Annotated in this window: 23 protein-coding genes and 1 other RNA gene; 17 read left to right on the top strand and 7 right to left on the bottom strand. The window is 42.8% G+C overall.

The annotated features are described in order from the left end of the window. Window positions 1–368 precede the first annotated feature (368 nt). The gene (locus CLHUN_RS07170) at window positions 369–1,367 is read left to right on the top strand and encodes an FkbM family methyltransferase (RefSeq protein WP_165755690.1); all 999 of its coding nucleotides are present in this window, start codon (window positions 369–371) and stop codon (window positions 1,365–1,367) included. A gap of 97 nt (window positions 1,368–1,464) precedes the next feature. Here CLHUN_RS07170 and CLHUN_RS22860 read toward each other — a convergent pair whose 3' ends face one another. Together CLHUN_RS22860 and CLHUN_RS22080 are read right to left on the bottom strand one after the other, a co-directional pair. Beyond that, window positions 1,465–1,623 (bottom strand): helix-turn-helix domain-containing protein, encoded by a 159-nt coding sequence (locus tag CLHUN_RS22860; protein ID WP_165755689.1) that lies wholly within the window; start codon window positions 1,621–1,623, stop codon window positions 1,465–1,467. Further along, a complete protein-coding gene (locus CLHUN_RS22080; protein ID WP_165755684.1) occupies window positions 1,550–1,996 on the bottom strand; it encodes a hypothetical protein in 447 nt (148 codons plus the stop codon). The genes CLHUN_RS22860 and CLHUN_RS22080 overlap by 74 nt, the downstream gene beginning before the upstream one ends. 13 nt (window positions 1,997–2,009) lie before the next feature. On the opposite strand from CLHUN_RS22080, the gene CLHUN_RS07160 reads away from it, so the two are divergent. Continuing rightward, window positions 2,010–2,348 carry an S-layer homology domain-containing protein gene (locus tag CLHUN_RS07160; RefSeq protein ID WP_165755688.1) on the top strand — a complete coding sequence of 113 codons (339 nt, stop codon included), beginning with the start codon at window positions 2,010–2,012 and terminating at the stop codon, window positions 2,346–2,348. A 193-nt stretch (window positions 2,349–2,541) separates the two neighbouring features. Here CLHUN_RS07160 and CLHUN_RS07155 read toward each other — a convergent pair whose 3' ends face one another. After that, the gene (locus tag CLHUN_RS07155) at window positions 2,542–4,065 is read right to left on the bottom strand and encodes a sensor histidine kinase (protein WP_080063893.1); all 1,524 of its coding nucleotides are present in this window, start codon (window positions 4,063–4,065) and stop codon (window positions 2,542–2,544) included. Window positions 4,066–4,156: 91 nt separating this feature from the next. Then, on the bottom strand, window positions 4,157–4,435 hold the full coding sequence (locus CLHUN_RS07150) for a hypothetical protein (RefSeq protein ID WP_080063892.1): 279 nt from the start codon (window positions 4,433–4,435) through the stop codon (window positions 4,157–4,159). A 364-nt stretch (window positions 4,436–4,799) separates the two neighbouring features. Here CLHUN_RS07150 and CLHUN_RS07145 point away from each other — a divergent pair, with 364 nt between their 5' ends. The 6 genes from CLHUN_RS07145 to nagZ all read left to right on the top strand — a co-directional run bounded on the left by CLHUN_RS07145 (window position 4,800) and on the right by nagZ (window position 13,368). After that, complete coding sequence (locus CLHUN_RS07145) at window positions 4,800–6,134, top strand: extracellular solute-binding protein (RefSeq protein WP_080063891.1); 1,335 nt, start codon at window positions 4,800–4,802, stop codon at window positions 6,132–6,134. Between the two features lie 154 nt (window positions 6,135–6,288). Continuing rightward, window positions 6,289–7,173: a carbohydrate ABC transporter permease gene (locus tag CLHUN_RS07140; RefSeq protein WP_080063890.1), complete on the top strand. Its 885-nt coding sequence runs from the start codon at window positions 6,289–6,291 to the stop codon at window positions 7,171–7,173. Continuing rightward, the gene (locus tag CLHUN_RS07135; RefSeq protein ID WP_080063889.1) at window positions 7,170–8,024 is read left to right on the top strand and encodes a carbohydrate ABC transporter permease; all 855 of its coding nucleotides are present in this window, start codon (window positions 7,170–7,172) and stop codon (window positions 8,022–8,024) included. The genes CLHUN_RS07140 and CLHUN_RS07135 overlap by 4 nt, the downstream gene beginning before the upstream one ends. A 333-nt stretch (window positions 8,025–8,357) precedes the next feature. Then, a complete protein-coding gene (locus CLHUN_RS07130; protein WP_080063888.1) occupies window positions 8,358–10,499 on the top strand; it encodes a glycoside hydrolase family 3 C-terminal domain-containing protein in 2,142 nt (713 codons plus the stop codon). 143 nt (window positions 10,500–10,642) lie between these two features. Continuing rightward, complete coding sequence (locus tag CLHUN_RS07125) at window positions 10,643–11,932, top strand: glycoside hydrolase family 30 protein (protein ID WP_080063887.1); 1,290 nt, start codon at window positions 10,643–10,645, stop codon at window positions 11,930–11,932. A 101-nt stretch (window positions 11,933–12,033) separates the two neighbouring features. Continuing rightward, window positions 12,034–13,368 carry a beta-N-acetylhexosaminidase gene (gene nagZ / locus CLHUN_RS07120; RefSeq protein ID WP_080063886.1) on the top strand — a complete coding sequence of 445 codons (1,335 nt, stop codon included), beginning with the start codon at window positions 12,034–12,036 and terminating at the stop codon, window positions 13,366–13,368. A 115-nt stretch (window positions 13,369–13,483) separates the two neighbouring features. Here nagZ and CLHUN_RS07115 read toward each other — a convergent pair whose 3' ends face one another. Genes CLHUN_RS07115 through CLHUN_RS07105 form a run of 3 tightly spaced genes read right to left on the bottom strand, consistent with a single transcriptional unit; the run spans window position 13,484 to window position 15,984 of the window. Then, a complete protein-coding gene (locus CLHUN_RS07115) occupies window positions 13,484–15,337 on the bottom strand; it encodes a heavy metal translocating P-type ATPase (RefSeq protein WP_080063885.1) in 1,854 nt (617 codons plus the stop codon). Window positions 15,338–15,373: 36 nt separating this feature from the next. Further along, window positions 15,374–15,592: a heavy-metal-associated domain-containing protein gene (locus CLHUN_RS07110; RefSeq protein ID WP_080063884.1), complete on the bottom strand. Its 219-nt coding sequence runs from the start codon at window positions 15,590–15,592 to the stop codon at window positions 15,374–15,376. Window positions 15,593–15,621: 29 nt separating this feature from the next. Then, window positions 15,622–15,984, bottom strand: a complete 363-nt coding sequence (locus CLHUN_RS07105) for an ArsR/SmtB family transcription factor (RefSeq protein WP_080063883.1) — start codon at window positions 15,982–15,984, stop codon at window positions 15,622–15,624. A gap of 460 nt (window positions 15,985–16,444) precedes the next feature. Here CLHUN_RS07105 and CLHUN_RS07095 point away from each other — a divergent pair, with 460 nt between their 5' ends. The 9 genes from CLHUN_RS07095 (at window position 16,445) to CLHUN_RS07055 (ending at window position 25,095) form a co-directional block, all read left to right on the top strand. Further along, the gene (locus CLHUN_RS07095) at window positions 16,445–17,254 is read left to right on the top strand and encodes a sporulation peptidase YabG (protein WP_080063881.1); all 810 of its coding nucleotides are present in this window, start codon (window positions 16,445–16,447) and stop codon (window positions 17,252–17,254) included. A gap of 400 nt (window positions 17,255–17,654) precedes the next feature. Beyond that, a complete protein-coding gene (locus CLHUN_RS07090) occupies window positions 17,655–18,617 on the top strand; it encodes a hypothetical protein (protein ID WP_080063880.1) in 963 nt (320 codons plus the stop codon). A 19-nt stretch (window positions 18,618–18,636) separates the two neighbouring features. Continuing rightward, window positions 18,637–19,233: a hypothetical protein gene (locus tag CLHUN_RS07085; protein WP_080063879.1), complete on the top strand. Its 597-nt coding sequence runs from the start codon at window positions 18,637–18,639 to the stop codon at window positions 19,231–19,233. A gap of 18 nt (window positions 19,234–19,251) precedes the next feature. Further along, on the top strand, window positions 19,252–20,151 hold the full coding sequence (locus CLHUN_RS07080) for a DUF350 domain-containing protein (RefSeq protein WP_080063878.1): 900 nt from the start codon (window positions 19,252–19,254) through the stop codon (window positions 20,149–20,151). A gap of 396 nt (window positions 20,152–20,547) precedes the next feature. After that, an RNA gene (gene ffs / locus CLHUN_RS07075) (signal recognition particle sRNA large type) lies at window positions 20,548–20,811 on the top strand. A gap of 128 nt (window positions 20,812–20,939) precedes the next feature. Further along, window positions 20,940–22,652 (top strand): DNA polymerase III subunit gamma/tau, encoded by a 1,713-nt coding sequence (dnaX, locus tag CLHUN_RS07070; RefSeq protein WP_080063877.1) that lies wholly within the window; start codon window positions 20,940–20,942, stop codon window positions 22,650–22,652. Between the two features lie 96 nt (window positions 22,653–22,748). After that, on the top strand, window positions 22,749–23,111 hold the full coding sequence (locus CLHUN_RS07065; RefSeq protein ID WP_080063876.1) for a YbaB/EbfC family nucleoid-associated protein: 363 nt from the start codon (window positions 22,749–22,751) through the stop codon (window positions 23,109–23,111). A 115-nt stretch (window positions 23,112–23,226) separates the two neighbouring features. Next, window positions 23,227–23,826, top strand: a complete 600-nt coding sequence (gene recR / locus CLHUN_RS07060) for a recombination mediator RecR (protein WP_080063875.1) — start codon at window positions 23,227–23,229, stop codon at window positions 23,824–23,826. A gap of 462 nt (window positions 23,827–24,288) precedes the next feature. Further along, on the top strand, window positions 24,289–25,095 hold the full coding sequence (locus tag CLHUN_RS07055; RefSeq protein WP_080063874.1) for a hypothetical protein: 807 nt from the start codon (window positions 24,289–24,291) through the stop codon (window positions 25,093–25,095). Window positions 25,096–25,361: the final 266 nt, after the last annotated feature.

The raw sequence follows: 25,361 nt of genomic DNA, 5'->3' as shown, positions 1-25,361 counted from the left end.
CAACTGTGATTTCTCTTGCCCTTTGATATATTTCATATTAAGCACCACCTGCACTCAAACTTGATACAATAAATTATATCATAGCGGCTTTTAAAGGTGCTGGTGTGGTTACTTTTCGGACAGTCTGGCCATAATTTGTCCAAAAACCCTTGAAAATCAAGGGCTTTCGGCGTTTTAAGAACAAAGAAGACACTGAATTTTGAAGCCATTTCTTGAAAAACAGGTTTGTCACTTTATCTTGGCAAGTTAGGTGAATATAGATGCCGATTTATTATACTGTGCTTTTTGAGATTATTTCAAGCCCAAGCACAAGGGCGCAATAATTTCATATATTATATAAGGAATATATGTTGCTGGGTAGTGAATTAATGTTAGAGGAATCACTGGAAACGCCGGTAATCCTTAAAGCGGCCGATGACAATTTACGCAACGAGATTGATAAGGAATTCGGATATTTAATGGATTATATTAAAGGTTGCAGCTTGTCTCAGATAACGGATGACATTATAAGAAACCTCCGTTTATTCAAAGATACAGACATATCAAATTATACCGCAACAATAGATTACTACAATAAATATGACTACCTATGGGGTAAAATCAGACCGGAAAGCGGAATCTATGAGTTAGCAAACAATCGCGCTCAGAACTTGGTGGAGCATAGGCAGGATTTTGAGTGGCTGTACACTCGTTTGCATGACTACCGATCAAAAAAAGTGTTGTTGGTTATTCTTAGTTATTGGCTTTCCTCAAATTATAAGCCAATCGTTGAAATACAGGAAAAGCTCTTTCATCAGTATTTTGATTTTGATCTGATTCGCTGCAGCAAAGACGAAGTCTTTGTCGATATTGGCGCATATATCGGTGATACGATGGTGGACTATGTAAAAAGGTTTGGTTCGGACTGCTATAAAAAGATATATTGTTATGATATCTCACAAGAAAATATAGATTTTATTGAAAAAAACATTGAACTTTTTAAATTAAAAAATGTTATTGTAAATAAAAAAGGGGTAAGCGACAAGTCTGGTAATCTTTATATCTCCAGCGATGTCGTTTCATCCGTATATACGCTCAAGGAACAAGGCACAATTAAGGTCCCAACAGTCACGGTTGATGACGACATTGATACGCCGGTTACCTTTATTAAAATGGATATTGAGGGCGGTGAAGAACAGGCCCTGCTGGGATGCCAAAAGAAAATTCAGGAGAATCACCCTAAGCTGGCACTTAGTGCTTACCATAACCACAAAGATCTCTGGAAATTGGCCCGCATCATTGATAAATTCGATCCTTCCTATCACTTTTACCTGCGCTACTATGGATATCCATTAGTGCCCACGGAATATTTGCTTTATGCTCTCTAGTAATTGCTCATAAGGCGGCAGCTTAATGCTATTCGTACGATAGCCGGAGGGAACACTGCAACATGGGGGAGCAGGATGTATCCTTGTTCATATGATACTAAGTGAAACTATACTGTTGCTTACATGAAATTGGAGAGCTTCCGTAGCGCTCCTTAAAGGCTCTCGAAAAAGGAGTAATGTTTTCAAACCCTGTCATAAAACAGATGTCCGTAACCGATATGGAAGTATTCCTCAGAAGCTCCCTCGCCCGATCCAATCTTTTTTCTCTGATCCAATGATAGGGGGCATATTATATGGCTTGAAAATCTCTTTTGAAGCTGGAGAGGCTTCTTGGAGAGGCTTCTGCCGGACAAATATGCCAAGTCATTCAGAGAAACCGGATTTAAAATATTTTCTTCAACGATTTGCGGAATATCTGAGCGTACCTGATGTTTTAACTGCATTAATTGCTGCATCAGGTTTTCATCTGTGGCGGCAAGATCATATAAAAACTCCAGCAGTCTGATTTTGATCAGATTTCCATCAACTTTTTCTGGCTCTTTGAAATAAGGCTCCAGGGAATCCACATATTTTATCAGGCGCTCGTTTACCGGCTTTACCGAAACCGGAACTGCCGCGGATAAGTTCAATCCTGCAGGAAAAGTGACCAGAGGTGAATTCATCTCTTTCCTGATAAATGCACTAAGGCTGGATACAGCAGGCACCGATAATTTTGCTGATGTAAAAAGCACCGATTCCTGCAGTAAAGCCCTTGGAATTACAAAGAGACTGGAAATTGCAAAAGGAACCGGAAACAACAAATTCAATCCAAAAGGCTTGATTATCAGGGAAGATAGGGCTGTGCTGACGCTCAAGGCCATACTGCTGGCTGAAAAGACCCTGGCCGAAGGAACATCAAAGGATATGACAAAATATAAGGATATTGCCAAGGTTGACAAAAATGCAGTCAACAGCAGTGCGTCCAGATCGGACTTGTCATAGCTTCCTGTCACCAGAAAAATCAGCAGGATTCCCAGGGCATAAATATCCGTCTGAGGCCTGTCTGCCCATAGCCGAACTGCTCGGGAGCCGCGGTCTGCTTTGTTCCAAGATAGACGGTGTCAAAGTACGTTATATAAAAAATATATTCTGAATAATAGAGCTGACATCATGCTTCAAAAAATATGTATATGACTTATAGATATATGTCCGAAAACTCTATCTTTATTTTCTCAATTCTTTCGTGTTCATCTGAGGAACCTTCTGCCTTGACCTCATTAACAGTGTACTCCGGAAGTTCCACCACAAATTCGCTGCCCTCTCCCAAACGGCTGTTTACATGGATTTTTCCCATGTGCAGATCTATTATGGACTTTGCAAGGGACAAGCCGATGCCGCTTCCTTCCGAGGGCTTGGTAAAGGACCTGTCAACCTGGACAAACTTGTCAAAGATGGCTGTGTGAAGCTCAGGGGGTATGCCTATCCCCGTATCACGTACAGATATTATGACACTGCTGTTTCTCTGGCTGACATTCACGCTGATGGCACCTCCGGGGGGTGTGAATTTTAATGCGTTTGACAAAAGGTTTAATATGACTCTCTCTATTTTTTCCTGATCAAAGGCAATTAGCTTTTCTTCCATTTCGGTATCAAAAATCAAAGAAATATTTTTATTCCTCACAAAGTGGGCCACCGGCAGAACTATGTCCTCTACAGTCTTTACAATATTTCTGTTTTCAAGTGTAAGACTCATATTTCCACAGTCGATGGTATTAATGTCAATTATATTGGATACAAGCCGTATCAGTCTGTAGCAGTTCTGCTTTATCGGGTACATGCATTTTTTTATTGCGGCTGCCGGAATCCTGGCGTTCTCATCCTTCAACTTATACTCCATAAGCTGTTCTGCCGACAAAATCACATTAATGGGAGTCTTAAACTCATGGGATATGTTTGCAAACAGGGACACCCTTAATTTTTCCAATTCGAGACTGGTATTCATCTTTACCAGCTCATCAGTCTGGGACTTTACTTTCAGGATTAATTCGTTATTAAGTAAGGCGATTTCCTCGTTTTTTGCATTTATTATCTGCTCCTTTATAACATGTCCGCAAAAGGTAGAATACATTATATTGGACACGAACAGGGCAACAATACACATGCAGAAGGAATTGATTATATGGCCGTATACTACAGGCTGGGAATCACAGATGATGATCAGACCCAGGGTGAAGGACATAAATGAACATGGGAGGAGGAGCAGGAATTGAACCGGAGTCAGGGTAATCAAAGCCGACAGGGAAAATACCGCTATCAGGTATGCCGAAATCTGACCGTGAATTGATTGAGCGTTCAGGCTCAATATCTCTGACCAGACAACCATCGTGATAATAAAACTCAAATTTATATGTCTGTAAATGTGACGTTTTTTTTTGTTTGCCTGGTAAAGAGCCAGATAGAAAACAAGGAGAGGAAACAAAGTCAGATGCAGATAGAATAAGCTTCTGTAGGATGGAATATGAGGCCAGATATTTCTGAAATAAAGGAAATCCGTTAAAAGTAGAGTGCTGTCCACCACAAGAACGATAATAATTATTTTTCGGATTCTCATATAATTGCTGCTTAAAATCTTCTCTCGGATTTCTTCGGAATATTTTTCGACCAACTCTTTAGGATTCGTTAAAACAAGTACATTGCAAATTTTACTATATATACTCATAATAGGTCCCCTTTAGAATAGAATTAACCTCTATTTATGAGTTCTACATTTTTATACAAATTCCTTTAAAATTGGTAATAAATACAAAATTTTATATATTTTTAACAGTTTTATTAAGCACATCAATGCCGGTTTTGCCGTCCACGTCCAGATAATATGGAAATTGTCTGCCGCAGGTTTGGCATTCCAGGTACTGCCGGGCGTCCTTCTGCTCGCGTTTATCGAACATAAATGGAAGAAACCCGGTGGTGTTTTTTAAACCGGGAGCATCGGAATCAATATTATATGAATAAACATATGTGGCTTCATATTTGATTAAGAAAGTGCTGCTGCTGCAGTTGGGACATTTTACGGGGATATCCTGGCTCATTTTAAATCCTCCTGGTATTCTTTTTTATAACTTTTGTATTAATTAACAGGCCAGTATTAACATGGCCAATATAAAAAAAGTTATTCAAACGGATTTTGGTCTTTCCATAATATTCATAATGGGTTTCATATATAACTCCGTATATTTTGCGGATAATAGTTTTGTATATTGTTGTTATTATACCATTTGTGCATCAAGAGATATCAAGAATAGCTTACCTTTTTAAGAAATGTTTATAAAAGTATTATAAAAAGGAGTTATAAAAGTAATAATATTGCACAACAAAAGGTAACCATCTTACGGCTGCCTTAGATACTATTACCTAGTATTATTAACCGTAACATTATTTCAAGGAGGAATAACGATGAACAAAATGCTGGTTAAAAGAGGAATGGCATTTATGCTTGCAGGAGCAGTAACCTTGGGTTTGACGGCCTGTGGAAAACCTGCGGGTAATACGGGTAATGCCACCAACAGCAATGCCGCCGGTACTGCTTCGGCAGGCGCAGGTCAACCGGTGGAACTGAAATTCAGCCACATCTGGGGCGGAGCAGTAGACCCCTTTACTCCCGCCGCCAAAAAGGTAATTGATGATTACCAGAAGGCCAATCAAAATGTAAAAATCACTGTTGACACAAATGAAAACGAAGCCTATAAGACCAAAATCAAGGCTATGGCGGGAGCAAATGAACTGCCGGATTTATTCTCAACCTGGGGCGGTGGTTTTTCCAAACCATTTATTGATTCAAATTCAGTATTGGCAATAGACAGCTATATAACAGAAGAGACCAGAAGCAAGCTGGTCAACGGTGCATTCAACAACCTGACCTATGACGGAAAAATATACGGAATGCCCTTTTTCCTGGCAGCAGGAGCTTTATTCGTAAATTCCGAGCTGTTTGAAAAGAACAGTGTAAAAATACCTGCAACCTATGAGGAACTCCTCACGGCTGTAAAAGCCTTCAAATCAAAAGGCATAACTCCTATGGCCGTATCAGGCAAGGACAAATGGACCATAGCCATGTATTTTGATGTTATGGCATTGAGGGCGGCAGGGCCGGACAAGATAGTAAAAACCCTCACTAAGCAAGGCTCTTTCAAGGACCCTGAATTCCTGAATGCAGCGCAGAGATTCAAAGAACTTATAGATGCCGGCGCATTTTCAAAAGGTGCCGCGGGTGTTTCAAATGACGAAGCTGAAGTTCCTTTTTATGACGGAAAAGTACCCATGATGTTCAAGGGAAGCTGGGCGGCAGGAAAGGCAGATGCCAAGGATTCTAAGGTTGCCGGCAAGATCAAGGTCATCTCCTTCCCTGCAATACCAAACGGTGTGGGAAATGCAAAGCAATTTACCGGCGGAGCAGTTGATGCGGTAATGGTTAGTGCAAATACCAAGAACAAGGACGAGGCTGTCAAGTTCCAAATGTATTTTGCAGAAAACTTTGCAAAGGAATCCTACCTGGCCGGAGCATCAATGCCTGCCTGGAAGTCTGAAGGCGTTGATGAGAGCAAGCTGCCTGCCACACTTGTTGAAGTTGTTAATCTGACAAAGGATGCGGAAGGCTTCACCATCTGGTGGGATACTCTCCTTGCAGGCAAGGATACCGAGACTTATCTGAATGCTTTACAGGAGCTTTTCATGGGAACTAAAACGCCGGAACAGTTTGTGGACAGCCTGCAGACAATGTACGGCAAATAGGGCAAATAGTCCTGACAGATTCACAAAAGTCAAAGGCGCCCGTTTGATTACCTGTCAAATTACCGGTTGCAAAGGGGCGCCTATTATCTTAACCGAGATCCATGTATTGCAAAAATAGGAAGTAAAAATATTTAAAAAGAAGGAAGTGAGTTTTGTGGATAGGGTATTGAGTAATAAGAAAGCCATAATATTTTTCCTGTTTCCGGCCCTGGTCATGTTTATTGCGGTTATTATCATACCGATTGTTATGTCATCCTATTATAGTTTGCAGGACTGGTCGGGCTTCGGTAAGGGTACATTTATTGGCTTTGCCAACTATAAGGGACTCATTTCTGATCCCATATTTATTAAAGCGGCAATAAACTCCTTGATTCTGGCGGCTGCCTCAGTGTTTATTCAGCTCCCCATTTCACTGTTTCTGGCACTGGTTCTGGCCAAGGGGGTCAAGTTTGAAAAAAGTTTTGTGACCATTTATTTTATTCCGGTTATCATTTCCACGGTTGTTATCGGACAGCTCTGGATGAAAGTATATAATTACGACTACGGTATTCTGAATTTGCTGCTGCGTTCGATAGGTCTTGACAGTTGGACCCAGGAATGGCTGGGTGACACCAAACAAGCATTGGGTGCAACCTTCATTCCCATAATCTGGCAGTATATAGGCTATCATATGCTGCTGCTGTACGCAGGAATTAAATCCATTTCCACCGATGTTTTTGAAGCCGCAGTAATAGATGGCTCCTCCTGGTGGAATACATCCCTGAAAATAACCATACCCATGCTGAAGCCTGTTCTCAATGTATCGGTTATATTTGCTGTTACAGGTGCACTTAAGGTATTTGACCTGGTATATGTTTTGACAGGCGGGGGACCTGCCCACGCCAGTGAAGTTATAGGTACGTACATGGTAAGCACGATATTTAAGGGAAATCAGTATGGTTACGGCAGTGCAATGGCTATATTCGTCATTCTGGAATGCTTTGTCCTGTCCATTCTGGTAGGCTTCCTGTTCAGGGAAAGGGAGGGTGCTGAAAGATGAGCAGAATAACAGCAGTAAGCGGTTCAAAACGCTCCGTGTCAAGTATACTTATGTATGTTTTCCTCATATTGGTAGCCTTCGTTCAGTTGTTTCCGTTGTACTGGATGTTTACCTTTTCTCTGAAGGACAACTCCGAGCTGTTTGGAGAAAACCCCATAGGCCTTCCCACCAAATGGCTCTGGTCAAACTACAGCAATGCGTTGATGGGCGGCAACGTGGGACATTATTTTTTAAACAGTGTAATAGTGACGGGAGCCACCATCCTGCTCACGGTAATTATGTCTGTGATGGCGTCCTATGCATTGACAAGAATGGTATTCAAAATAAGAAGGCAAATGAATTCCTTCTTTATTCTTGGCTTGACAGTGCCTCTTCACTCAGCTCTGCTTCCAATCTTCATCATGCTGAGAAGCCTTAGGATGGTTAATTCCTATTGGGCGCTGATTATTCCTTATTCCGCCTTTGCAATACCTATGGCAATACTCATATTTTCGGGTTTTATGGCATCTCTGCCCCGGGAACTGGAAGAAGCCGCATGCATTGACGGCTGCAGCATATACAGGATATTTTTCAGTATAATCCTGCCGCTGATGAGGCCGGCCATTGCAACAGTAACCATATTCACCTTCCTCCAGGCCTGGAATGAACTGATGTTTGCAGTCGTATTCATCAGTGATGTGAGATTCAAAACCCTGACCGTGGGCATCCAGTCCCTTGCCGGCCAGTACACCACCGACTGGGGGCCTATCGGGGCCGGTCTCATGGTGGCAACCATCCCCACTCTGATAATATACGCATTTATGAGCAAAAAGGTACAGGACAGCCTTGTGGTAGGCGCCGTAAAAGGATAGTACAGGAGCTCAAAAGGACGGCTGCCGGACGGTAAATTGTTTGCAGGTTGAGCAATAGTGCTATTTTGTAATGAAACAGGTAATAAAATTATATTCTTTTAATTGGAAATTCTGAGTAAAATAAATATATAAAGTTGCTGAATACATTTATTTCAGTTAATTTATTCAAGCATATTGAAGGGGTTGTTAAATTATTTTATGCAATAATAGCAGGGCTTGAGTCCGGGAGTGCCTGATATAAAATATTATTGCAGCAAAATTTTTTAACAGCCCCCAAAATATATCTTTCTTTAAAATGTATACTGATAAAATTTAATAAGGAGAATAACAAATATGGATAAGCCGGGATACTTGGATAAAGCATTGTCCTTCAAGGAAAGGGCGATTGATCTTGTGTCACGAATGACACTGGAAGAAAAGGCGGCACAGTTAAGATACGATGCCCAGGCAGTTGAAAGGCTTGGTGTTCCCAGGTACAACTGGTGGAACGAAGCGCTTCACGGTGTTGCAAGAGCGGGAGTGGCTACAGTTTTCCCACAGGCCATAGGACTTGCGGCAATTTTTGATGATGAATTCCTGCAGAAAATCGCCGACGTGATTGCAACAGAGGGGAGAGCAAAGTACAATGAAAGCTCCCGCAAGGATGACCGTGACATCTATAAGGGCATTACTTTCTGGTCTCCCAATGTAAATATTTTCAGAGACCCCAGGTGGGGCCGCGGACACGAAACCTACGGAGAAGACCCGTATCTTACCTCAAGACTTGGGGTAGCCTTTGTAAAGGGACTTCAGGGAAGCGGAAAGCATCTCAAGGGAGCGGCCTGTGCAAAGCATTTTGCAGTTCACAGCGGTCCGGAGGACGACAGGCATCATTTCGACGCCATTGCATCAAAGCAGGATATGTTTGAAACCTATCTGCCCGCCTTTGAGGCACTTGTAAAGGAAGCAAAGGTTGAAGCCGTTATGGGAGCCTACAACAGAACCAACGGGGAACCCTGCAACGGAAGCAAAACGCTTTTAAAGGATATTCTCAGGGATGGCTGGGGCTTTGACGGACATGTGGTTTCGGACTGCTGGGCAATAAAGGACTTCCACGAAGGACACGGAGTTACCAAGACTCCTACCGAATCGGTTGCCCTGGCTATAAAGAGCGGCTGTGATCTGAACTGCGGAAATATGTATCTGCTGCTTTTGCTGGCCTTGAAGGAAGGGCTGATAACCGAAGAAGATATTGACCGTTCGGCAGTCAGGCTTATGACAACCAGAATGAGGCTGGGAATGTTTGACGATGACTGTGAATATGACAGCATACCTTACGAGGTTAATGACTGCAAGGAGCATAATGCCTTGTCCCTTGAGGCGGCCAGAAAATCCATGGTACTTCTTAAAAACGACAGTCTGCTGCCCTTGGATTCAAATAAGATAAAAAATATTGCTGTTATAGGGCCTAATGCCGCAAGTGACCTGGCGTTGTTGGCAAACTACAGCGGCACTCCGTCGGAGAGCATAACCCTTCTGGACGGCATAAGAAACAGGGTGTCACCTGAAACACGAGTATGGTATGCCTTGGGCAGCCATCTCCACATGAACAGGGAAGAAGACCTTGCCCTTCCCGGAGACAGGCTTAAGGAGGCAGTGGCCGCGGCTGAAAGAAGTGATGCGGTGGTTTTGTGCCTGGGACTTGATGCATCTGTGGAAGGAGAGCAAAATGACCAGGGCACTGTAATCCTTGATGCGGGAGGCGACAAGGCCGACCTGAATCTTCCTGAGGCCCAGAGGACACTTCTGGAAGCTGTTCTTGAGACGGGAAAGCCCACGATTGTCGTACTCGTATCAGGCAGTGCGCTCAGTATCGGAGAAGCGGCGGATAGGGCGGCTGCAATTGTCCAGTGCTGGTATCCCGGTTCCAGAGGAGGCCAGGCCTTTGCCGAAATGCTGTTCGGAGATTATTCACCTGCGGGAAGGCTGCCTGTAACCTTCTACAAGTCAACGGAGGAATTGCCTCCATTTGCAGATTACTCAATGGAAAACAGGACCTATAAGTTCATGAAGCAGGACGCACTGTATCCTTTTGGCTTTGGTCTCAGCTATACAGGCTTTGAATATTCCAAGCTCACCTGTTCAGGCTCAAAGATCAAAAATGGCGACAGCATAACAGTCAATGTGGATGTAAGGAATACAGGAAACATGGATTCCGATGAAGTCGTACAGGTTTATATCAAGGATATGAAAGCTTCGGTGAGGGTTCCGCACCACAGCCTTTGCGCCTTCAGGCGTATTCACCTCAAAGGCGGGGAACAGAAGACCGTGAGCTTTGAAATAGATTCAAGAGCCATGACCATTGTTGACGAAGAGGGCAGGCGCTATGTGGAAGACGGCGACTTCACCCTGTTTGTTGGCGGAAGCCAGCCCGATAAGGTAAGCACAAGCCTGAGCGGAAAGGCGCCTTTGGAGCTGGCATTTACAGTAGGCTAGACAGCGTTCCTGATAAATACGATATTTTTCGCCCCCGGTAATTAATGCATAAATCACATGTGTTAAATACCGGGGGTACTGATTTTATGGAAATATAATAATACATAAGGTAAATTCAATTTATCCGATTAGGGAGGTTCATTATGAAAATATTCACATCAACCATGGAAAAGCAGTGGTATCAATATGGGCAGAAGGCAGGAGCTGAGGATACGACACTTGCTCTGGACGGTACGGTTCATCAGGAATGGGATGGCTTTGGAGGGTGCTTTAACGAGCTGTCTCAAATGGCGCTGCTTTCACTGGGTGAAGCGGAACGCAAGGCGGTATATGATAATTTATTCTCCAGGGAAGCAGACGGCCTGCGCTTTGATTTTTGCCGCATACCCATCGGGGCCAGCGATTATGCAGAAAGCTGGTATTCTCATAATGAGTGGGATGGGGACTATGCCATGGAGAATTTTTCAATCCAGAGGGACCGGCTGTACCTTCTTCCTTATATAAAAGAAGCACTAAGGCGCAACCCGGACATGAAATTTTTCGCATCACCCTGGAGCCCTCCTACCTGGATGAAACATCCAAAAGCATACAACTACGGGACTCTGGTCTGGACAGAGAGAAATCTCAAGGCCTATGCACTGTACCTGGTCAAATTTCTTCAGGCATATGAAAAGGAGGGTATAAGGATATGTCAGCTCCATATTCAGAATGAACCAGTGTCCTCCCAGAAGTTCCCGTCCTGCATCTGGACGGGGGAACAATTTGCGGAATTCATCGTCAAATATTTGGGTCCTGCATTTGAGGAAAACAATATTGAAACCAGAATCTGGCTGGGGACGCTCAATTGTCCTGAAACCGACGAAAGGGCCCCCTACACCAGGTATAACAACTATGCCAATCTGGTGCTGCACGACCAAATGGCGTATAATTATATTGAAGGAGTCAGTTATCAATGGGCAGGCAAATATGCCGTACAGGTCACTCACCAGTGCTTCCCTGAAAAGAAGCTTATTCAGAGTGAAAATGAATGCGGCGACGGAAATAATACCTGGGAATATGCAAAATATGTTTTTGAGTTATTCAGACACTACCTGGAAAACGGGGTCAATGCATATGTATACTGGAACATGGCCTTGCCTCCAAGGGGCAAAAGCACCTGGGGCTGGGAACAGAATTCCATGATAACTGTCGATGGAAAAGCACATTACAATTATGAATATTATGTTATGAAGCATTTTGCCCGTTTTGTGACACCCAAAGCCAAAAGGCTTGGAATAAAAGGTCATTTTGCCGGGACTGCAGTTGCCTTTAGAAATCCGGACGGTTCAATTATTCTGATAGTTCAGAATCCCTTTATGACTGAAAAAACCTTCAGGTTTAACGGAGAGACTATCACTTTGCAGCCGGATTCCATCAATACTGTAATATTCTAGTGGTCTGTAACATCTAAAACGTATATTGCCGGAGTGGAAAATCTTTGCAGGGTAAGGCGGAGGACGAAGGCAATACTGTACCACTAGTTACTGGAGGAGCAATGAGAAGAGACAGGGAGAGAAAGAGAAGAAGAGCCGGGGTGGTATCAGGTCTGCTTGGGCTGCTTATAACGGCGGCAGTGATTCTGGGGGCCTATACGCTGCTGCAGTATATGGGAGCACAGTGGGGACAGAAGCCCCCCGCGCAGACAAGCCATACCGGAGCAATAGGCAGCGTGGGACAGGCAGGTCCTCAGCCCGGAAGCCAGTCTGGCACTGATTCTCAAAATAACGGCCTTGATAAAATACAATCGGCAATTGCAGGCATGTCACTGGAAGAAAAGGTGGGGCAGCTTGTAATTGCCGGTATTGACGGCTACAGTCCCGACGAAAACACAAAGCAGCTTATAGAAGAGTACAGCGTAGGCGGTTTTATACTGTTTAAAAAAAACATTCAGAGTTCTGAACAGTTGTCAGCCCTGCTGAATTCCCTCAAAGAGGCTAATGCAGGACAGGAGAAAATTCCTCTGTTCCTGTCTGTGGATGAGGAGGGGGGACGGGTTTCGAGACTCCCCCAGGAGTTCATAAAATTTCCCTCCAATAAGATAATCGGAGATAAGAAGGACAAGGCTATATGCTACCGCATTGGGAGCATTCTGGGAGAGGAGCTGGGTGCTTTCGGCTTCAATATGGACTTTGCTCCGGTACTGGATATAAACAGCAACCCCAAAAATCCTGTAATAGGTGACCGGTCCTTCGGGACTGCTCCGGAACTGGTAAGCGGATTGGGGCTTGAGACAATGAGGGGTATCCAGTCTGAAAATGTTATATCGGTGGTCAAGCATTTCCCGGGACATGGGGATACCTCGGTGGATTCCCACGTAGGCCTTCCAAAAGTGAACCATACTCTGGAGAGACTTCAGTCCTTTGAACTGCTTCCTTTTAAGAATGCAATAGACAATGGCGCAGATGCGGTAATGGTAGCACATATCCTGCTGCCCAGGCTGGATGCCGGCAGTCCGGCTTCATTTTCCAAAGCCATTATTACCGATTTGCTGAGGAATACCATGAACTTCCAGGGAGTGGTGATTACAGACGATTTCACCATGGGGGCGGTAACAGAGAACTTCAATATGGGAGAGTCGGCAGTAAAGTCAATAAAAGCCGGCGGAGACATAGTACTGGTCTGCCATGGCTTTGAAAATCAGGAAACAGTTTTAAAGGCACTGCTGGAGGCGGCCCGGGATGGGAGGATCAGCGATGGCAGGCTGGATGAAAGTGTTTACAGGGTACTGAAGTTAAAGGAGAAATATGCTCTCACCGATTTACCGTCCGGCCCGGCGGAGCCGGAACATATAAACCGGGAAATAAAAGAGCTGCAAGCCCTTCTTAGATAAATTGTCTGTTTGGCACGATAAAACGCTGGTAAAGTAAAATCTTCTTCTTTTATTGCAAAACAAAGGGAGCTGTAAGAGCTCCCTTCGCCTGGCTTTTGTACTTATGCGGGATTAATCATATCTCTTCTTTTGTCTTTAAAGCCCTTGCAGAATTAAGGATAGCGATGATAGACACTCCCACATCGGCAAAAACCGCCTCCCACAGGTTGGACAGTCCAAAGGCTGCCATTACCAGGACTAATGCTTTGATTCCCAGGGCGAATGCAATATTCTGCTTGACAATACGAAGAGTTTTTCCTGCTATGGAAATTGCCGTAGAAATTTTTGACACCTGATCATTCATTATCACTATATCCGCGGCTTCTATGGCGGCATCAGAACCCAGTCCGCCCATTGCAATTCCTATGTCGGCCCTGGATAATACCGGAGCATCATTTATGCCGTCTCCCACAAAGACCAGCTTTCCCTTGGAGGACTTTCCCTCAAGCAAATTTTCAACCTTGCTGACCTTGTCTGCCGGCAGAAGTTCTGTATATACCTCGTCAAGCCCAAGCTTTTGTGCCACTGCCTCGCCTACTATCTTTGCATCTCCCGTAAGCATTACGGTACGCTTGATATTGCTTGCCTTAAGCTTTGCTATGGCATGGGCGGCATCTTCCTTTATCTCGTCGGAAATGACAATATAGCCTGCATATTCGGAGGCAATAGCCACGTGCACCGCCGTTCCGATTATTTCTCCGGAATAGTATGGAATATCCATCATTTGCATAAGCTTGTGGTTGCCTGCGTATATGGCTTTTCCGTCAAATACCGCCTTGACCCCGTGACCCGGTATTTCCTCCACCGCTGTAATTCTGGAGCTGTCAATCTCCAGGTTGTAGGCAGCCTTCAGCGAGTGTGATATGGGATGGTTTGAATAGCTTTCTGCATAGGCAGCCAATTCAAGCAATTGGTCGTCTGAAATATTTTGAGGCCGGAGCTCAGTTACTTTAAAGGTGCCCTTTGTAAGGGTGCCGGTCTTATCAAACACTACAATTTCGGCATCTGCCAGAGCTTCCAGGTAATTGCCTCCCTTTATGAGGATTCCTGACTTGGATGCTCCGCCTATTCCGCCAAAAAAGCCAAGAGGTATGGAAATTACCAGCGCGCAGGGGCAGGAAACAACCAGAAAGTTTAAGGCGCGGTAAATCCAGTCATTAAAAGCGGCTCCCGGCACCAGAAGGGGAGGAAGCACAGCCATCAGTGCGGCAACTATTACCACGACGGGTGTATAATACCGTGCAAATTTGGTTATAAAGTTTTCTGTTTTAGCTTTTTTACTGCTGGAATTTTCAACAAGGTCAAGAATTTTGGCCACGGTTGATTCTCCAAATTCCTTTGTAACCTGTATGGTGAGCAAGCCGTTTAAGTTTATGCAGCCGCTCAGAACCTCACTGCCTGCGGTAACTTCACGGGGTACTGCCTCGCCTGTCAGTGCGGAGGTATCAAGCATGGAGTAGCCGTCAATTACTATTCCGTCAAGGGGAATCTTTTCTCCGGCCTTTACTGCAATGACATCATTTATTTTCACCTCTTCAGGATCAACAGTTACCAATTCTCCATCCTTTTTGAGATTCGCGTAGTCGGGACGTATATCCATCAAGGCACTGATGGACTTCCTGGAACGGTTCACCGCATAGTCCTGGAAACGCTCTCCCACCTGGTAAAAAAGCATGACAGCAACACCTTCGGGATACTCACCCACAAAAAACGCACCAATGGTTGCTATGGACATTAAAAAATTTTCATCAAAAACCTGACCGTGGGCAATGTTTCTTATTGCCCGGAACAGTACATCACCGCCTATTATAAAATAGGCCAGCAAAAACGCTCCAAGTTCAAAATAGCCTGAGACAGGAGCAAATATGGCTGCCAGAAAAATTACAAAACCTATGGATATTCTGACAATTGTTTTTCGGGCTCTGGACATTATACCTCCTTCGGCCGCATTTGCGGCCTGTTGCCTTTATACTTTCAGCCTGCAATGGGGCTCGATTTTTTTTATTATCTTTTCAATAGCTTTCACAGTATCCTCTGAAACTTCCTGGTCCGATTCCAAGGTGAGCTTTTGTGTCATAAAGTTAACCGATGCATTGCTTACATCCGCCAGTTTGCTGATTTCTCTCTCCATTTTGGATGCGCAGTTGGCGCAGCCCAGCTCTTCAAGTTTAAATACTTTTTTCATACATTAAGCCTCCTGTTAATTTTCTCAAATTATTCTTCAATATGCTCAAAGCCCTGATCAATAATAGTTCTGACGTGTGAATCTGCCAGGGAGTAAAAGATGGTTTTTCCGTCTCTTCTGGATTTGACCAGTTTTGCCTGCTTTAATACCCTCAATTGATGAGATATGGCCGACTGTCCCATAGTGAGCAGTTGGGCAATATCGCATACACACATTTCCGACTGGAATAAAACATATAAAATTTTTATACGGGTACTGTCGCCAAAAACCTTAAACAGCTCAGCCAGGTCATAAAGCTGTGTTTCCTCGGGCATATGACTTATGACCCTATTCACTATATCCTGGTGAATACACAGCCAATCACACTTGTCAGCATTCTGTACGGTTTTCATTTGTTTCACCTCCGAAGTAATTTATTATTTGTGTCTTAGGTATGACTTGAGTTTATAAAACCGGCCTGTATTACTTTAATCTTAATTCATATGAATAACTGTTCACATATTGAATTATACTCCTTAATTTTCCTTTGTCAATTAAAAAACAAAAGTTTTTTCACCCTCTAAAAGTTACCAAAGTCAATTACGGTTTTAAAGCCTTCGCCTCCCAAAAGCCAACAAGTTGGCTCTGAATTATGCCTTTAAGCAAGCTTTGAATGCAGTTTGTGTTTGAATTAGCTTTGACTTCAGGAGGCTTCAGCCTCAAACCCAAACTATCGGCTTTCAGCCGAAAGTAATTGACTTTATACTGCTGAAAATATTTTGCTAAACCAGTGCCATAAAACCCCCGCATATAGTCCCAAATGAAAACCGGTTGCATATTATGCAATAAAAAGTTAATTTTGGAGTGATTTTTTTGGCTAAATTTCTAGTTGGAGATATTGTTACCAGAAGGTCTTACGGGGGAGATCTTCTTTTTAGAGTAGTAAATATAATACGAGATTTTGATGGAGCAGAGTGTTATGTTTTAAGAGGGCTATCTTCCCGCATCGAGGCCGATTCAAAAGCTGATGACCTGGAAAAACAGGATGCCCGGACTGCGTATACAAGAGCATATAGAGAGCTTTATCAGACTAAAAGCAGCATTGAGTGCTGCGGGCCATCTCATAGAGGTTTCTTCAGCAGATTGAAAAAGAGGCCCGGCAGAATACTTCACATTGATTCAGCTCAGGATTTTATGAACCAGTGTATAGATTTTTATGAACAGAGCAAGATAAACTGCTACGGAAAATGGGTGAGCGAAGATAGACAGCCCTCTGTGGTAAGGCAATATCTGAGGACCTATAAGCCTAATATATTGGTGCTTACAGGGCATGACGGCTTGAAGAAAAATGCAAAGAATTTTAAGTCGTTGGAAAGTTACGCAAATTCCTCCTATTTTATTAACGCAGTTAAGATTGCAAGAGAGTATGAGCCTGACCCGGATAGGCTTTGCATTTTTGCAGGCGCCTGTCAGTCATATTATGAGGCTATAATGGAAGCCGGTGCAAACTTTGCAAGTTCTCCCAGAAGAGTGCTGATCAATGCCCTTGATCCTGCAATTGTTGCACAGAAAATATCAATAACTGAGAATTCCACCGTGCTGGAGCCTAGAACCGTTATAGAACTTACCATTACAGGCAGCAGCGGAATTGGAGGAAAGGATACACGCGGGCAGTATAAATAATAGTTAATATTGCATGAACTCCGGAGAATATAAAATATATCAAGGCCTGCTTTTGCAGGTCTTATTTTTATTGTGTGGGAGAGTATAAGTTTTTTATTGGATAAAAAAAAATGCCCGGCATAGCCGGAGCATTTTTAGGGGGTTAAAATGTATTTTGTGGGGTCAGTTATAGTTATTGCCTTTTTTGTATATTGCTATACATTTATTTTCAAAAAATTAAAAAGTGTCAGGTTGCGGCAAAAAAGAATATGGATAAAATGCCTGTATAAAGGTTAATTACTTCATGATATAATTACAAAAATGGTAATACAAATAATTGTTTATTTACGTATTATTACTTGAAGAAATAAGCGGATGTTTCAACTGATTAAAGAATAGCATAAAAATGCGGGGGATGATTGTGAAAAAACGAGTATTTTCCATAGTGCTCATATTATTATTTATTTTTACCTCTACAGCCGGGGTTTACGCCAAATCCAGGTCTTTTGGAGGCAGCCGGTCTTTTTCCAAGTCTTTTAGCAGGAGCTACAAGGGCTCGTCCAAGAGCGGAGGCTTGTTTAGCTCGTCAAAGTCCAAAAGCAGCAGTACGAAAAGCAGCAGTGCCGGCAGCGCAAAAAGCAGCAGCTCCAGGAGCATACCTGGAACGGGAAAGTCTTACAGCGGTTCTTCCGGGTCTGCTTCCAAAAGCTTTGCGACCAAATCTGCTTCAAAAAAGTATTCCTATATGCAGGATAATTACAAGAAGCAGGTTTCAGGTAAGAATTTCAATACTTACAAGCAAAAGCTGAATACCGAGCAGCAAAAGGTCTATAATGCTTCCATGAAGCGGGACTTCGGTACAAGTGCAAAAAGGATGAATTTCGAGGACGCGTTGAAAACCAGAAGTTCAAGGCTGAATTCCTTCGGAAAAAGGCCCGTATTTATTAATGTGAACACCGGACTGTTCGGGAGTCCCTTTTCATATGGATATGCCTATGTAGGGCCGTGGGACCTGTGGTTTCTCATGAGAGCTTCGGAAATGTTCTGGTTTCATCACTGGCTTGATATTGCGCCGTATAAGAGTTATTTCAACCAGCAGGAATATGAAAAACTTGAAAATAGAGTTGAAGAGCTTGAAAAGCAAGGTATACAGAGGGATCCAAACTATGTTGAACCGGATGCTGATCCAGACCTGCAATTTTCGCAGCAATATCAGGAGGAAAATGTTGACAAGATATATTATACCGACAAGTATCCCACAAATTCTGCCGGCAGCGGGGTTGCGGTAGTTGTTTTTGTTATGACTGCAGCAGGCCTGGTAATAGTGGTGCGCAAGCTCTCAAAGCCCAAGCGGAGGAAGTCTCACTACAGCAGAATATACTAGGTTCCGGAGGTATTGTTATATGTTTGATTTTTTGAAGAAGGCTGCGCCGGATTTTTTGAACCCGCTGGATATCAATAAGAATTCCATGATTGAATTCCATCTGAAGGAGCTGGAACTTGACGGTTTTTTTACGTTTGAAAAAATAATACAGATGGAAGTGGGGCAGCGGCCGTACACCAGGTATCTATTGTACTCCAAGGCAGACGAAGCGGAGTATATTTTGGAGGTTTACAGTCCGGAGGAAGAAGGAGTGGCGTTGGAAACCTATATGTACTTTCTGGATGATACCATACCCTTTTCCGAGGAATTTCTTAATGTCGCAGGGCAAAAATATCTCTCTACTCCGGACGGCTCAGAGTATGAACGCTGTATAATGCCTGAATGCGATTACAGAATCGATGGAGTACAGGGCAGGGTAAAGGTCCTGGATTTGAACAGCGGAAAGGTAACCAAAGAAGTTGAAGTTGCGGTATGGGACTACCAGAGGGATGCCGACGGAGTGACCGAGTATCTGAATGTCGAGATGATGAAGGACGACGGGATGTTCAGAATATTTATAGGACAGAGGTTTGAGGGTGCACATTACAAGGTGTACCAGGGTTTGGACAAAAATTAAAGGATTGGAGAGATTCAAATGTTGGAATATTTAAGCTTTTTTTTAAAAGACCTGTCATTCAGCTTTATAATTCTTACTGTTGGCTTCATACTTGGCTGGATAATCTACAACAATATCATACTCAGGGATGTATGCCTCAAGGAGGCCCTGTTTACAAGAGACAACCTGGCGGTATGGATTGAATTTATCGGAGCTTTTGTATTTCCGGTATTATACCTTGCAGGCCACGGCATAAAAGGAGCGGCAAGCGACAACATATTTGTGGATTTGGCGGTATGCCTGGGTTACACCATATTTTACATAGCGATTCTGACCATATTGAGGCTTTGCTCGAAATTTATTGTGAACCTGATTGACGCAAGTGATGCCCACGGCAAAATTTGTCTTAACAAGGAGATCTGTGAGCAAAAAAATGTTGGAGCGGCACTGTTTTCCGTATCGCTGTCAGTTATATTTGTTAATATAATAAAGTTTTTGGATATTATTAACATTATAAACGGCAACGGCCTTGAAATCTTGATGAAAGTCATGATATTCCTTGTTTTTATGCTTTTGGCACTGGTGTGTTACAACTTGGTATTAAGAAGAAGGACAACTCTCTTCAAGGAGCTTTTTATTGACAATAACGCTGCCGCAGGTATAGGACTTTTGGGTTTTGTTTTTGCAGTGCAGACAATAATTTCAGAAGTAATGTCTTTTTACGGTATGGATTTCGATTTGCTGACTGTGGCATTTGTAATCGCCGTAAGCCTGATTATTTTCGGTATACTGTCGGTACTTTTCAAGCTGATATTTACAAATCTTGTGAAGGTGGATATATGGAAGGAAATATATGAGCAGGACAATGTAGGTGCGGCTATAGGACAGGTGGCGCTTTATGTGGGGATAGCGGCTATTATTGTTAACTTTATAATGTAAGGCATGAGTGAAATTTCTATTCACATTTTATTAATATTTGTTATACAATTTTAACATTATTTTAGGAAAAACGTGGTATAATAATAAGTGTAAAGCCATTATAAGCTTTTTCATTTTGTTCCTCCTTTAAACATATTGATTTGTTTTTTGTTACTTACGGCACCTATTTTATCAGGAATTATTATATTTTATATTCTGAGGTGCTTTTTTTTTGCTCTAAATTACCCACAGGTTTTTAAAATGCCCCGATGCCTTGTTGTTTTCCGGGCAGTATTCAAAATATTTACAGGACAATATGTATTGCTATGCTCAGGTATTTAGGTTATAATGTGTAAGGTGTACTGAAGTTGAACAGACTGATGTAGGTCAGTATGCATTACGATAAGCCAATTTTGGCCGTACTAGATGGGGAGGTAGCGGTGCCCTGTACCTGCAATCCGCTATAGCAGGATTGAACTCCTGTCAGAGGTTTAAGTATGTAGTGCCTGCCCTTTATAAGTGGCAATGAAAATTGGGTCTTGCGCAATAGAAGTCTGTGAACCCCGTCAGGTCCGGAAGGAAGCAGCGGTAAGCGGTTAATTCTGTGTGCCGCTGGGTTACCTGGTTAGAGTTAACTGTAAAGGTAACGGCTATGTATTTCTATCGACGATGGGTGTACGGCCATTCATTTATAAAACAAAGAAAGCCTGTTCAGAGTTTACAACTTGGAGCAGGCTCATTTTGTTTTAAAGTATTTGGGGATTTAAAGTATTTGTTTTGTCCTACTGATTGCAGAGAGGAAGTGGAGTATGTCGTACACAGCTTTATACAGAAAATGGAGGCCTCTTGTTTTTGAAGATGTGGTTGAACAGGAGCACGTGGTCAGAACTATTAAAAATACAGTAAGGTCCGGGCGTATAGGGCATGCATACCTTTTTTGCGGAACCAGGGGTACAGGAAAGACAACAATGGCCAAGATATTTGCCAGGGCAATAAACTGCCTGAATACGAAGGAGGGAGATCCCTGCAACGAATGCGAAATATGCAGGGGAATATTGAGCGACTCCATTCTTGACGTGGTTGAAATAGATGCGGCTTCCAACAACAGTGTAGACAATATAAGAGAAATCAGGGATGAAGTGGTCTATGCACCATCCCAGGCACGGTACAAGGTTTATATAATTGATGAGGTACATATGCTGTCGGCGGGGGCCTTCAACGCCCTGCTTAAGACACTTGAAGAACCTCCGGCCCATGTGGTTTTCATACTTGCCACCACAGATCCCCATAAATTGCCGGCAACCATACTTTCCAGATGCCAGAGGTTTGATTTCAGGAAGATCACCCCTGGAAGCATTTCCGGAAGAGTTAAGGCTATAGCCAGTGCAAGCGGAATAGGACTGGACGATGATGCGTCAATGCTGATTGCCAGGCTGGCCGACGGTGCTTTGAGGGATGCTTTGAGTGTTCTGGACCAATGTATTTCAGCGGGAAATAAAAATATAACCCATCAGGATGTCCTGGACGCCATTGGAATTGTAAGCGACGATTTTATTTCAGAGATTGTTGAATATATAAAAGATACAAATGTGGAGGGCCTCGTAAGCGGTGTGGAAAAGCTGTCCTCCAACGGAAGGGATATACTGAGGTTTGCTTCCGATCTTGTGATGTACTTTAGGAATCTGCTGCTTTGCAAGATAACCAGAAACCCGTCGGATATTATCGATGTCAGCAGGCAGTATCTGGAGAATATGATGCGGCAGTCGGAAGCCTTCACCAAGGAGAGGATAATTGCCATAATAAAGGAACTGTCCGCCTTTGAATCACAGCTTAAATACGCTCTGAACCAGCGTGTTTTTCTGGAGGTGATGCTGATTTCCATCAGCGCGGGAAGTTTCGGGGAAAGCAAGGATAACCGTGCTCTGGCCGACAGGCTTACAGACCTTGAAAATGCAATAAGAAACGGAGCGGGTGCTGTCCAGGTCAGGAGGCCCGATGCCGCCGCACCGCAGCTACCAGCCACCAGAATATTGGACAGTGTACCGCCCATACCTGAAAGCAGCAGTGCCCCAAATCCTTTTGCAGCACCTGTAGCTGCAGTAACTGCCGTCACCGGCGGCAGCAAGAGCGAGAAGAAAACGTCGGATTATCAGCCGCTGGAAATCTGGCCCGAGGTAATGAAGGAACTGAAAGCCAGCGGCAGGATGATGCTGGCAACATACCTGACTTCAGCCAGAGCAGTCCGGGGAGATGAAGCAACTGTTTTTATAGTATTTCCTTCAGGGGCCGGGTCAATCAAGTCTGTAATAGCGAAGCCCGAGCAGGTTGAGGTGCTTATGAATGTTGTGGGCAGCAAGCTGGGGCGACCCATACGCATCAAGTTTATAGACGAAGAGGAACTTGATGAAATGACCCCGGCGCAATTGCCCGAAAAAAATCAGGAGCAGGAAAGCGCGCTGCTTAAAAATGCAAGGGAAATTGCAGGCAAGCTGAATGTTCACCTTGATATAATAGACGAATAAGTTATAATAATAAGGAGCAATTAAATAATTGGTATTATTTGATTGATTATTTATTAACCTAACTTTAATATACCAGTTAACAGGAGGATGTTATATATGGCAAAAGGCGGATTCCCGGGAGGCGGTTTTGGCGGAGGCTTCGGAGGCGGAAACATGAATAACCTGATGAAGCAGGCACAAAAGATGCAGAAGGATATGGAAAAGGCCCAGCAGGAATTGGAAGGTAAGACGGTTGAGGTTTCCGTGGGCGGAGGAGCAATTTCAATAGTTGCAACAGGTAAAAAGGAAATCAAGGAAATAATTATAAAGCCTGAGGTTGTTGATCCGGATGATGTGGAAATGCTGCAGGACCTTATTTTGAGTGGAGTAAATGAAGCGCTCAGAAAGGCTGATGAACTGGCAAATTCTGAGATGGGCAAAATCACAGGTGGTATGGGCGGATTCCCGGGCCTGTTCTAAAAGTCAATTTTTATATAATTCAAAAACATTTGACAAAAGCGCTCCATAGGGCGTTTTTGTCAATAATAAGTAAAAAGGGAAGCTGCTGCGCAAGTGCTGCGGCTGGGGAGGAAAAATGGATTATTACGCAGTTCCTGTGGCTAAACTTGTAGAAGAATTTCAAAAATTGCCCGGTATTGGACACAAGTCTGCTCAAAGACTTGCATTTCACGTTATAAATATGCCTATGGAAAAAGTACAGGGACTTGCAAATTCCATACTGGATGCAAAGCAGAAGACAAGGTATTGCTCGGTTTGCAGTAATCTCACCGATGTGGACCCATGTCCTTTGTGCAGTGGAACCTCAAGAGACAGGGCTGCCATATGTGTAGTCCAGGAGGCAAGGGATGTTGTGGCCATGGAGCGCACCAGGGAATTCAAGGGGCTGTATCATGTCCTGCACGGGGCGATTTCGCCAATGCAGGGCATAGGGCCTGAGGAAATACGCATAAAGGAGCTGCTCAAAAGATTGGGAGGAGGAGAGGTCAAGGAAGTTATTCTGGCCACCAACCCCAATGTGGAGGGAGAAGCCACAGCAATGTACATTTCAAAACTGATCAAGCCTCTGGGTATAAAGACTACCAGGATAGCTCACGGTATTCCCGTGGGAGGAGACCTGGAATATGCCGATGAAGTTACGCTGGCCAAGGCATTTGAAGGAAGACGGGAGATTTGAGTGCCGCAGCCAGGTGTTCTTGTATGATTAAGTTTGATCAAAAGCATAAATAGTTTTATCATGGATAAATAAGTTTTGTCACGAGACCATAGTTTGGGTGAATATTTGCCTGAAGCTATGGCCTTTTGTTTTTAATTCCCTTCCAATATCTTATCAGTTTTATTTCTTAATTGATTTTAATAGGGAAATTACATGTATATATTTGGAAGATTGTGATAAAACTTAATTATCTCGCAGGATGTATTTGATTGTATATGTGACCATAATGTGGTAAGATTCTGCCTGTAAGTAAGCTGAAATGGCAGACATCTTTTGATAGAAATGATAATAATGGGAAAAAAGGCTAAAGTCTGTAACTTGATTCTGTTATTTGAGCACATTTAGAATTGATTGGCAAATATTACAAATAATGGCAAAGCATTTGCGTGATTAATGGAATAAATTTTAAGAGAGGATTGGACTATGTTTATAAAAAAATTATTATCTGCAATTTGTGTAATATCACTTATGGTTTCAATATTACTGTATCCCTCTTTTGCCAGTAGCTCAAAAGAGGATTCAGATGCTAAGTGGAACGAAAGAAGAGCTTTTTTAGAGGAAAATATAAAGGAATTAGGTGCAAAGGGTCCAGATGCGGTAGATGCGTTCTTAAAAAAGAATGGTGTTGAAAAATCTGATAAAATAATTGCAGACCCTAGTAGAAATATATCGCCAATGAGTGCACCGGGTTCGGTAACTTTATCTATTTCTGCATATCGTGATCAATATTCATCTAAATATTTGGTAACTGGATACTGGACTTGGAATGACATAGGGTTAGTGGACACTTCAGCCGGAGCTTTAGATGGAGTAGCATTATCAATGTGTCAAACTAATTGGAACCCTGTAACAGGTTATGTTTTTTCTTCAAATCCTGCTCAAATGGCTATTTATGATAATTATGGCACGTTGTATGACAACGCTGGTAGTGCTTCTGTTATCAGTAAATCTGGAGTAGCATATACTTTCCAAGACAAATGGATAACAGGAATTAACAAATTTTGTGGATACAGTGGATCAGCGTGGTTTTGGCTTGATACTTGTCCTGATCAATTGCCAATATACATAAAAATGGATTTTATACATACATGGACAAGTGCACAACTCAATAATTTTGGAATAAGCTGGCCGGTTGGCAGTGCTCCTACTTTAAATATGAATTTTTCAACAGTGCCATCGAAATTCATGAAAGCTGACCAAATAACACTTTATTCATGGCCAAGACTGTAAATATATATTTTTTGTAAGAGAATATAAGTAATAACTTACCATTAATTACATATCATGTTGTATGACTAATGGCCTAACTATTTATTTTAGTATAGTTAGGTCATTAAGTTGTAAAAGATAGATGCTTGTATAAAAATTTTAATGATACTTGTGAGGATAATATGAATAAAATAATAGGTAAACATTTTTTTTAATTATAATTTGCTTTAGCACTTTAATAATATCTACTATATTTATATTTTTATTTAATTATATTCAAGATAAAT

Source organism: Ruminiclostridium hungatei (genome assembly GCF_002051585.1).
Lineage (GTDB): Bacteria > Bacillota > Clostridia > Acetivibrionales > DSM-1351 > Ruminiclostridium > Ruminiclostridium hungatei.
The sequence above is the reverse complement of the archived record's forward strand: the minus strand, read 5'-3'. Positions and strand labels throughout refer to the sequence as shown.

Coding starts and splice junctions, on each gene's coding strand:
- CLHUN_RS07150 (WP_080063892.1), bottom strand. CDS start 4,435: ATGAGCCAGGATATCCCCGTAAAATGTCCCAACTGCAGCAGCAGCACT.
- CLHUN_RS07065 (WP_080063876.1), top strand. CDS start 22,749: ATGGCAAAAGGCGGATTCCCGGGAGGCGGTTTTGGCGGAGGCTTCGGA.
- CLHUN_RS07155 (WP_080063893.1), bottom strand. CDS start 4,065: ATGAGTATATATAGTAAAATTTGCAATGTACTTGTTTTAACGAATCCT.
- CLHUN_RS07055 (WP_080063874.1), top strand. CDS start 24,289: ATGTTTATAAAAAAATTATTATCTGCAATTTGTGTAATATCACTTATG.
- dnaX (WP_080063877.1), top strand. CDS start 20,940: ATGTCGTACACAGCTTTATACAGAAAATGGAGGCCTCTTGTTTTTGAA.
- CLHUN_RS07085 (WP_080063879.1), top strand. CDS start 18,637: ATGTTTGATTTTTTGAAGAAGGCTGCGCCGGATTTTTTGAACCCGCTG.
- CLHUN_RS07110 (WP_080063884.1), bottom strand. CDS start 15,592: ATGAAAAAAGTATTTAAACTTGAAGAGCTGGGCTGCGCCAACTGCGCA.
- CLHUN_RS07105 (WP_080063883.1), bottom strand. CDS start 15,984: ATGAAAACCGTACAGAATGCTGACAAGTGTGATTGGCTGTGTATTCAC.
- CLHUN_RS07115 (WP_080063885.1), bottom strand. CDS start 15,337: ATGTCCAGAGCCCGAAAAACAATTGTCAGAATATCCATAGGTTTTGTA.
- nagZ (WP_080063886.1), top strand. CDS start 12,034: ATGAGAAGAGACAGGGAGAGAAAGAGAAGAAGAGCCGGGGTGGTATCA.
- CLHUN_RS07130 (WP_080063888.1), top strand. CDS start 8,358: ATGGATAAGCCGGGATACTTGGATAAAGCATTGTCCTTCAAGGAAAGG.
- CLHUN_RS07135 (WP_080063889.1), top strand. CDS start 7,170: ATGAGCAGAATAACAGCAGTAAGCGGTTCAAAACGCTCCGTGTCAAGT.
- recR (WP_080063875.1), top strand. CDS start 23,227: ATGGATTATTACGCAGTTCCTGTGGCTAAACTTGTAGAAGAATTTCAA.
- CLHUN_RS07080 (WP_080063878.1), top strand. CDS start 19,252: ATGTTGGAATATTTAAGCTTTTTTTTAAAAGACCTGTCATTCAGCTTT.
- CLHUN_RS07145 (WP_080063891.1), top strand. CDS start 4,800: ATGAACAAAATGCTGGTTAAAAGAGGAATGGCATTTATGCTTGCAGGA.
- CLHUN_RS07125 (WP_080063887.1), top strand. CDS start 10,643: ATGAAAATATTCACATCAACCATGGAAAAGCAGTGGTATCAATATGGG.
- CLHUN_RS07170 (WP_165755690.1), top strand. CDS start 369: ATGTTAGAGGAATCACTGGAAACGCCGGTAATCCTTAAAGCGGCCGAT.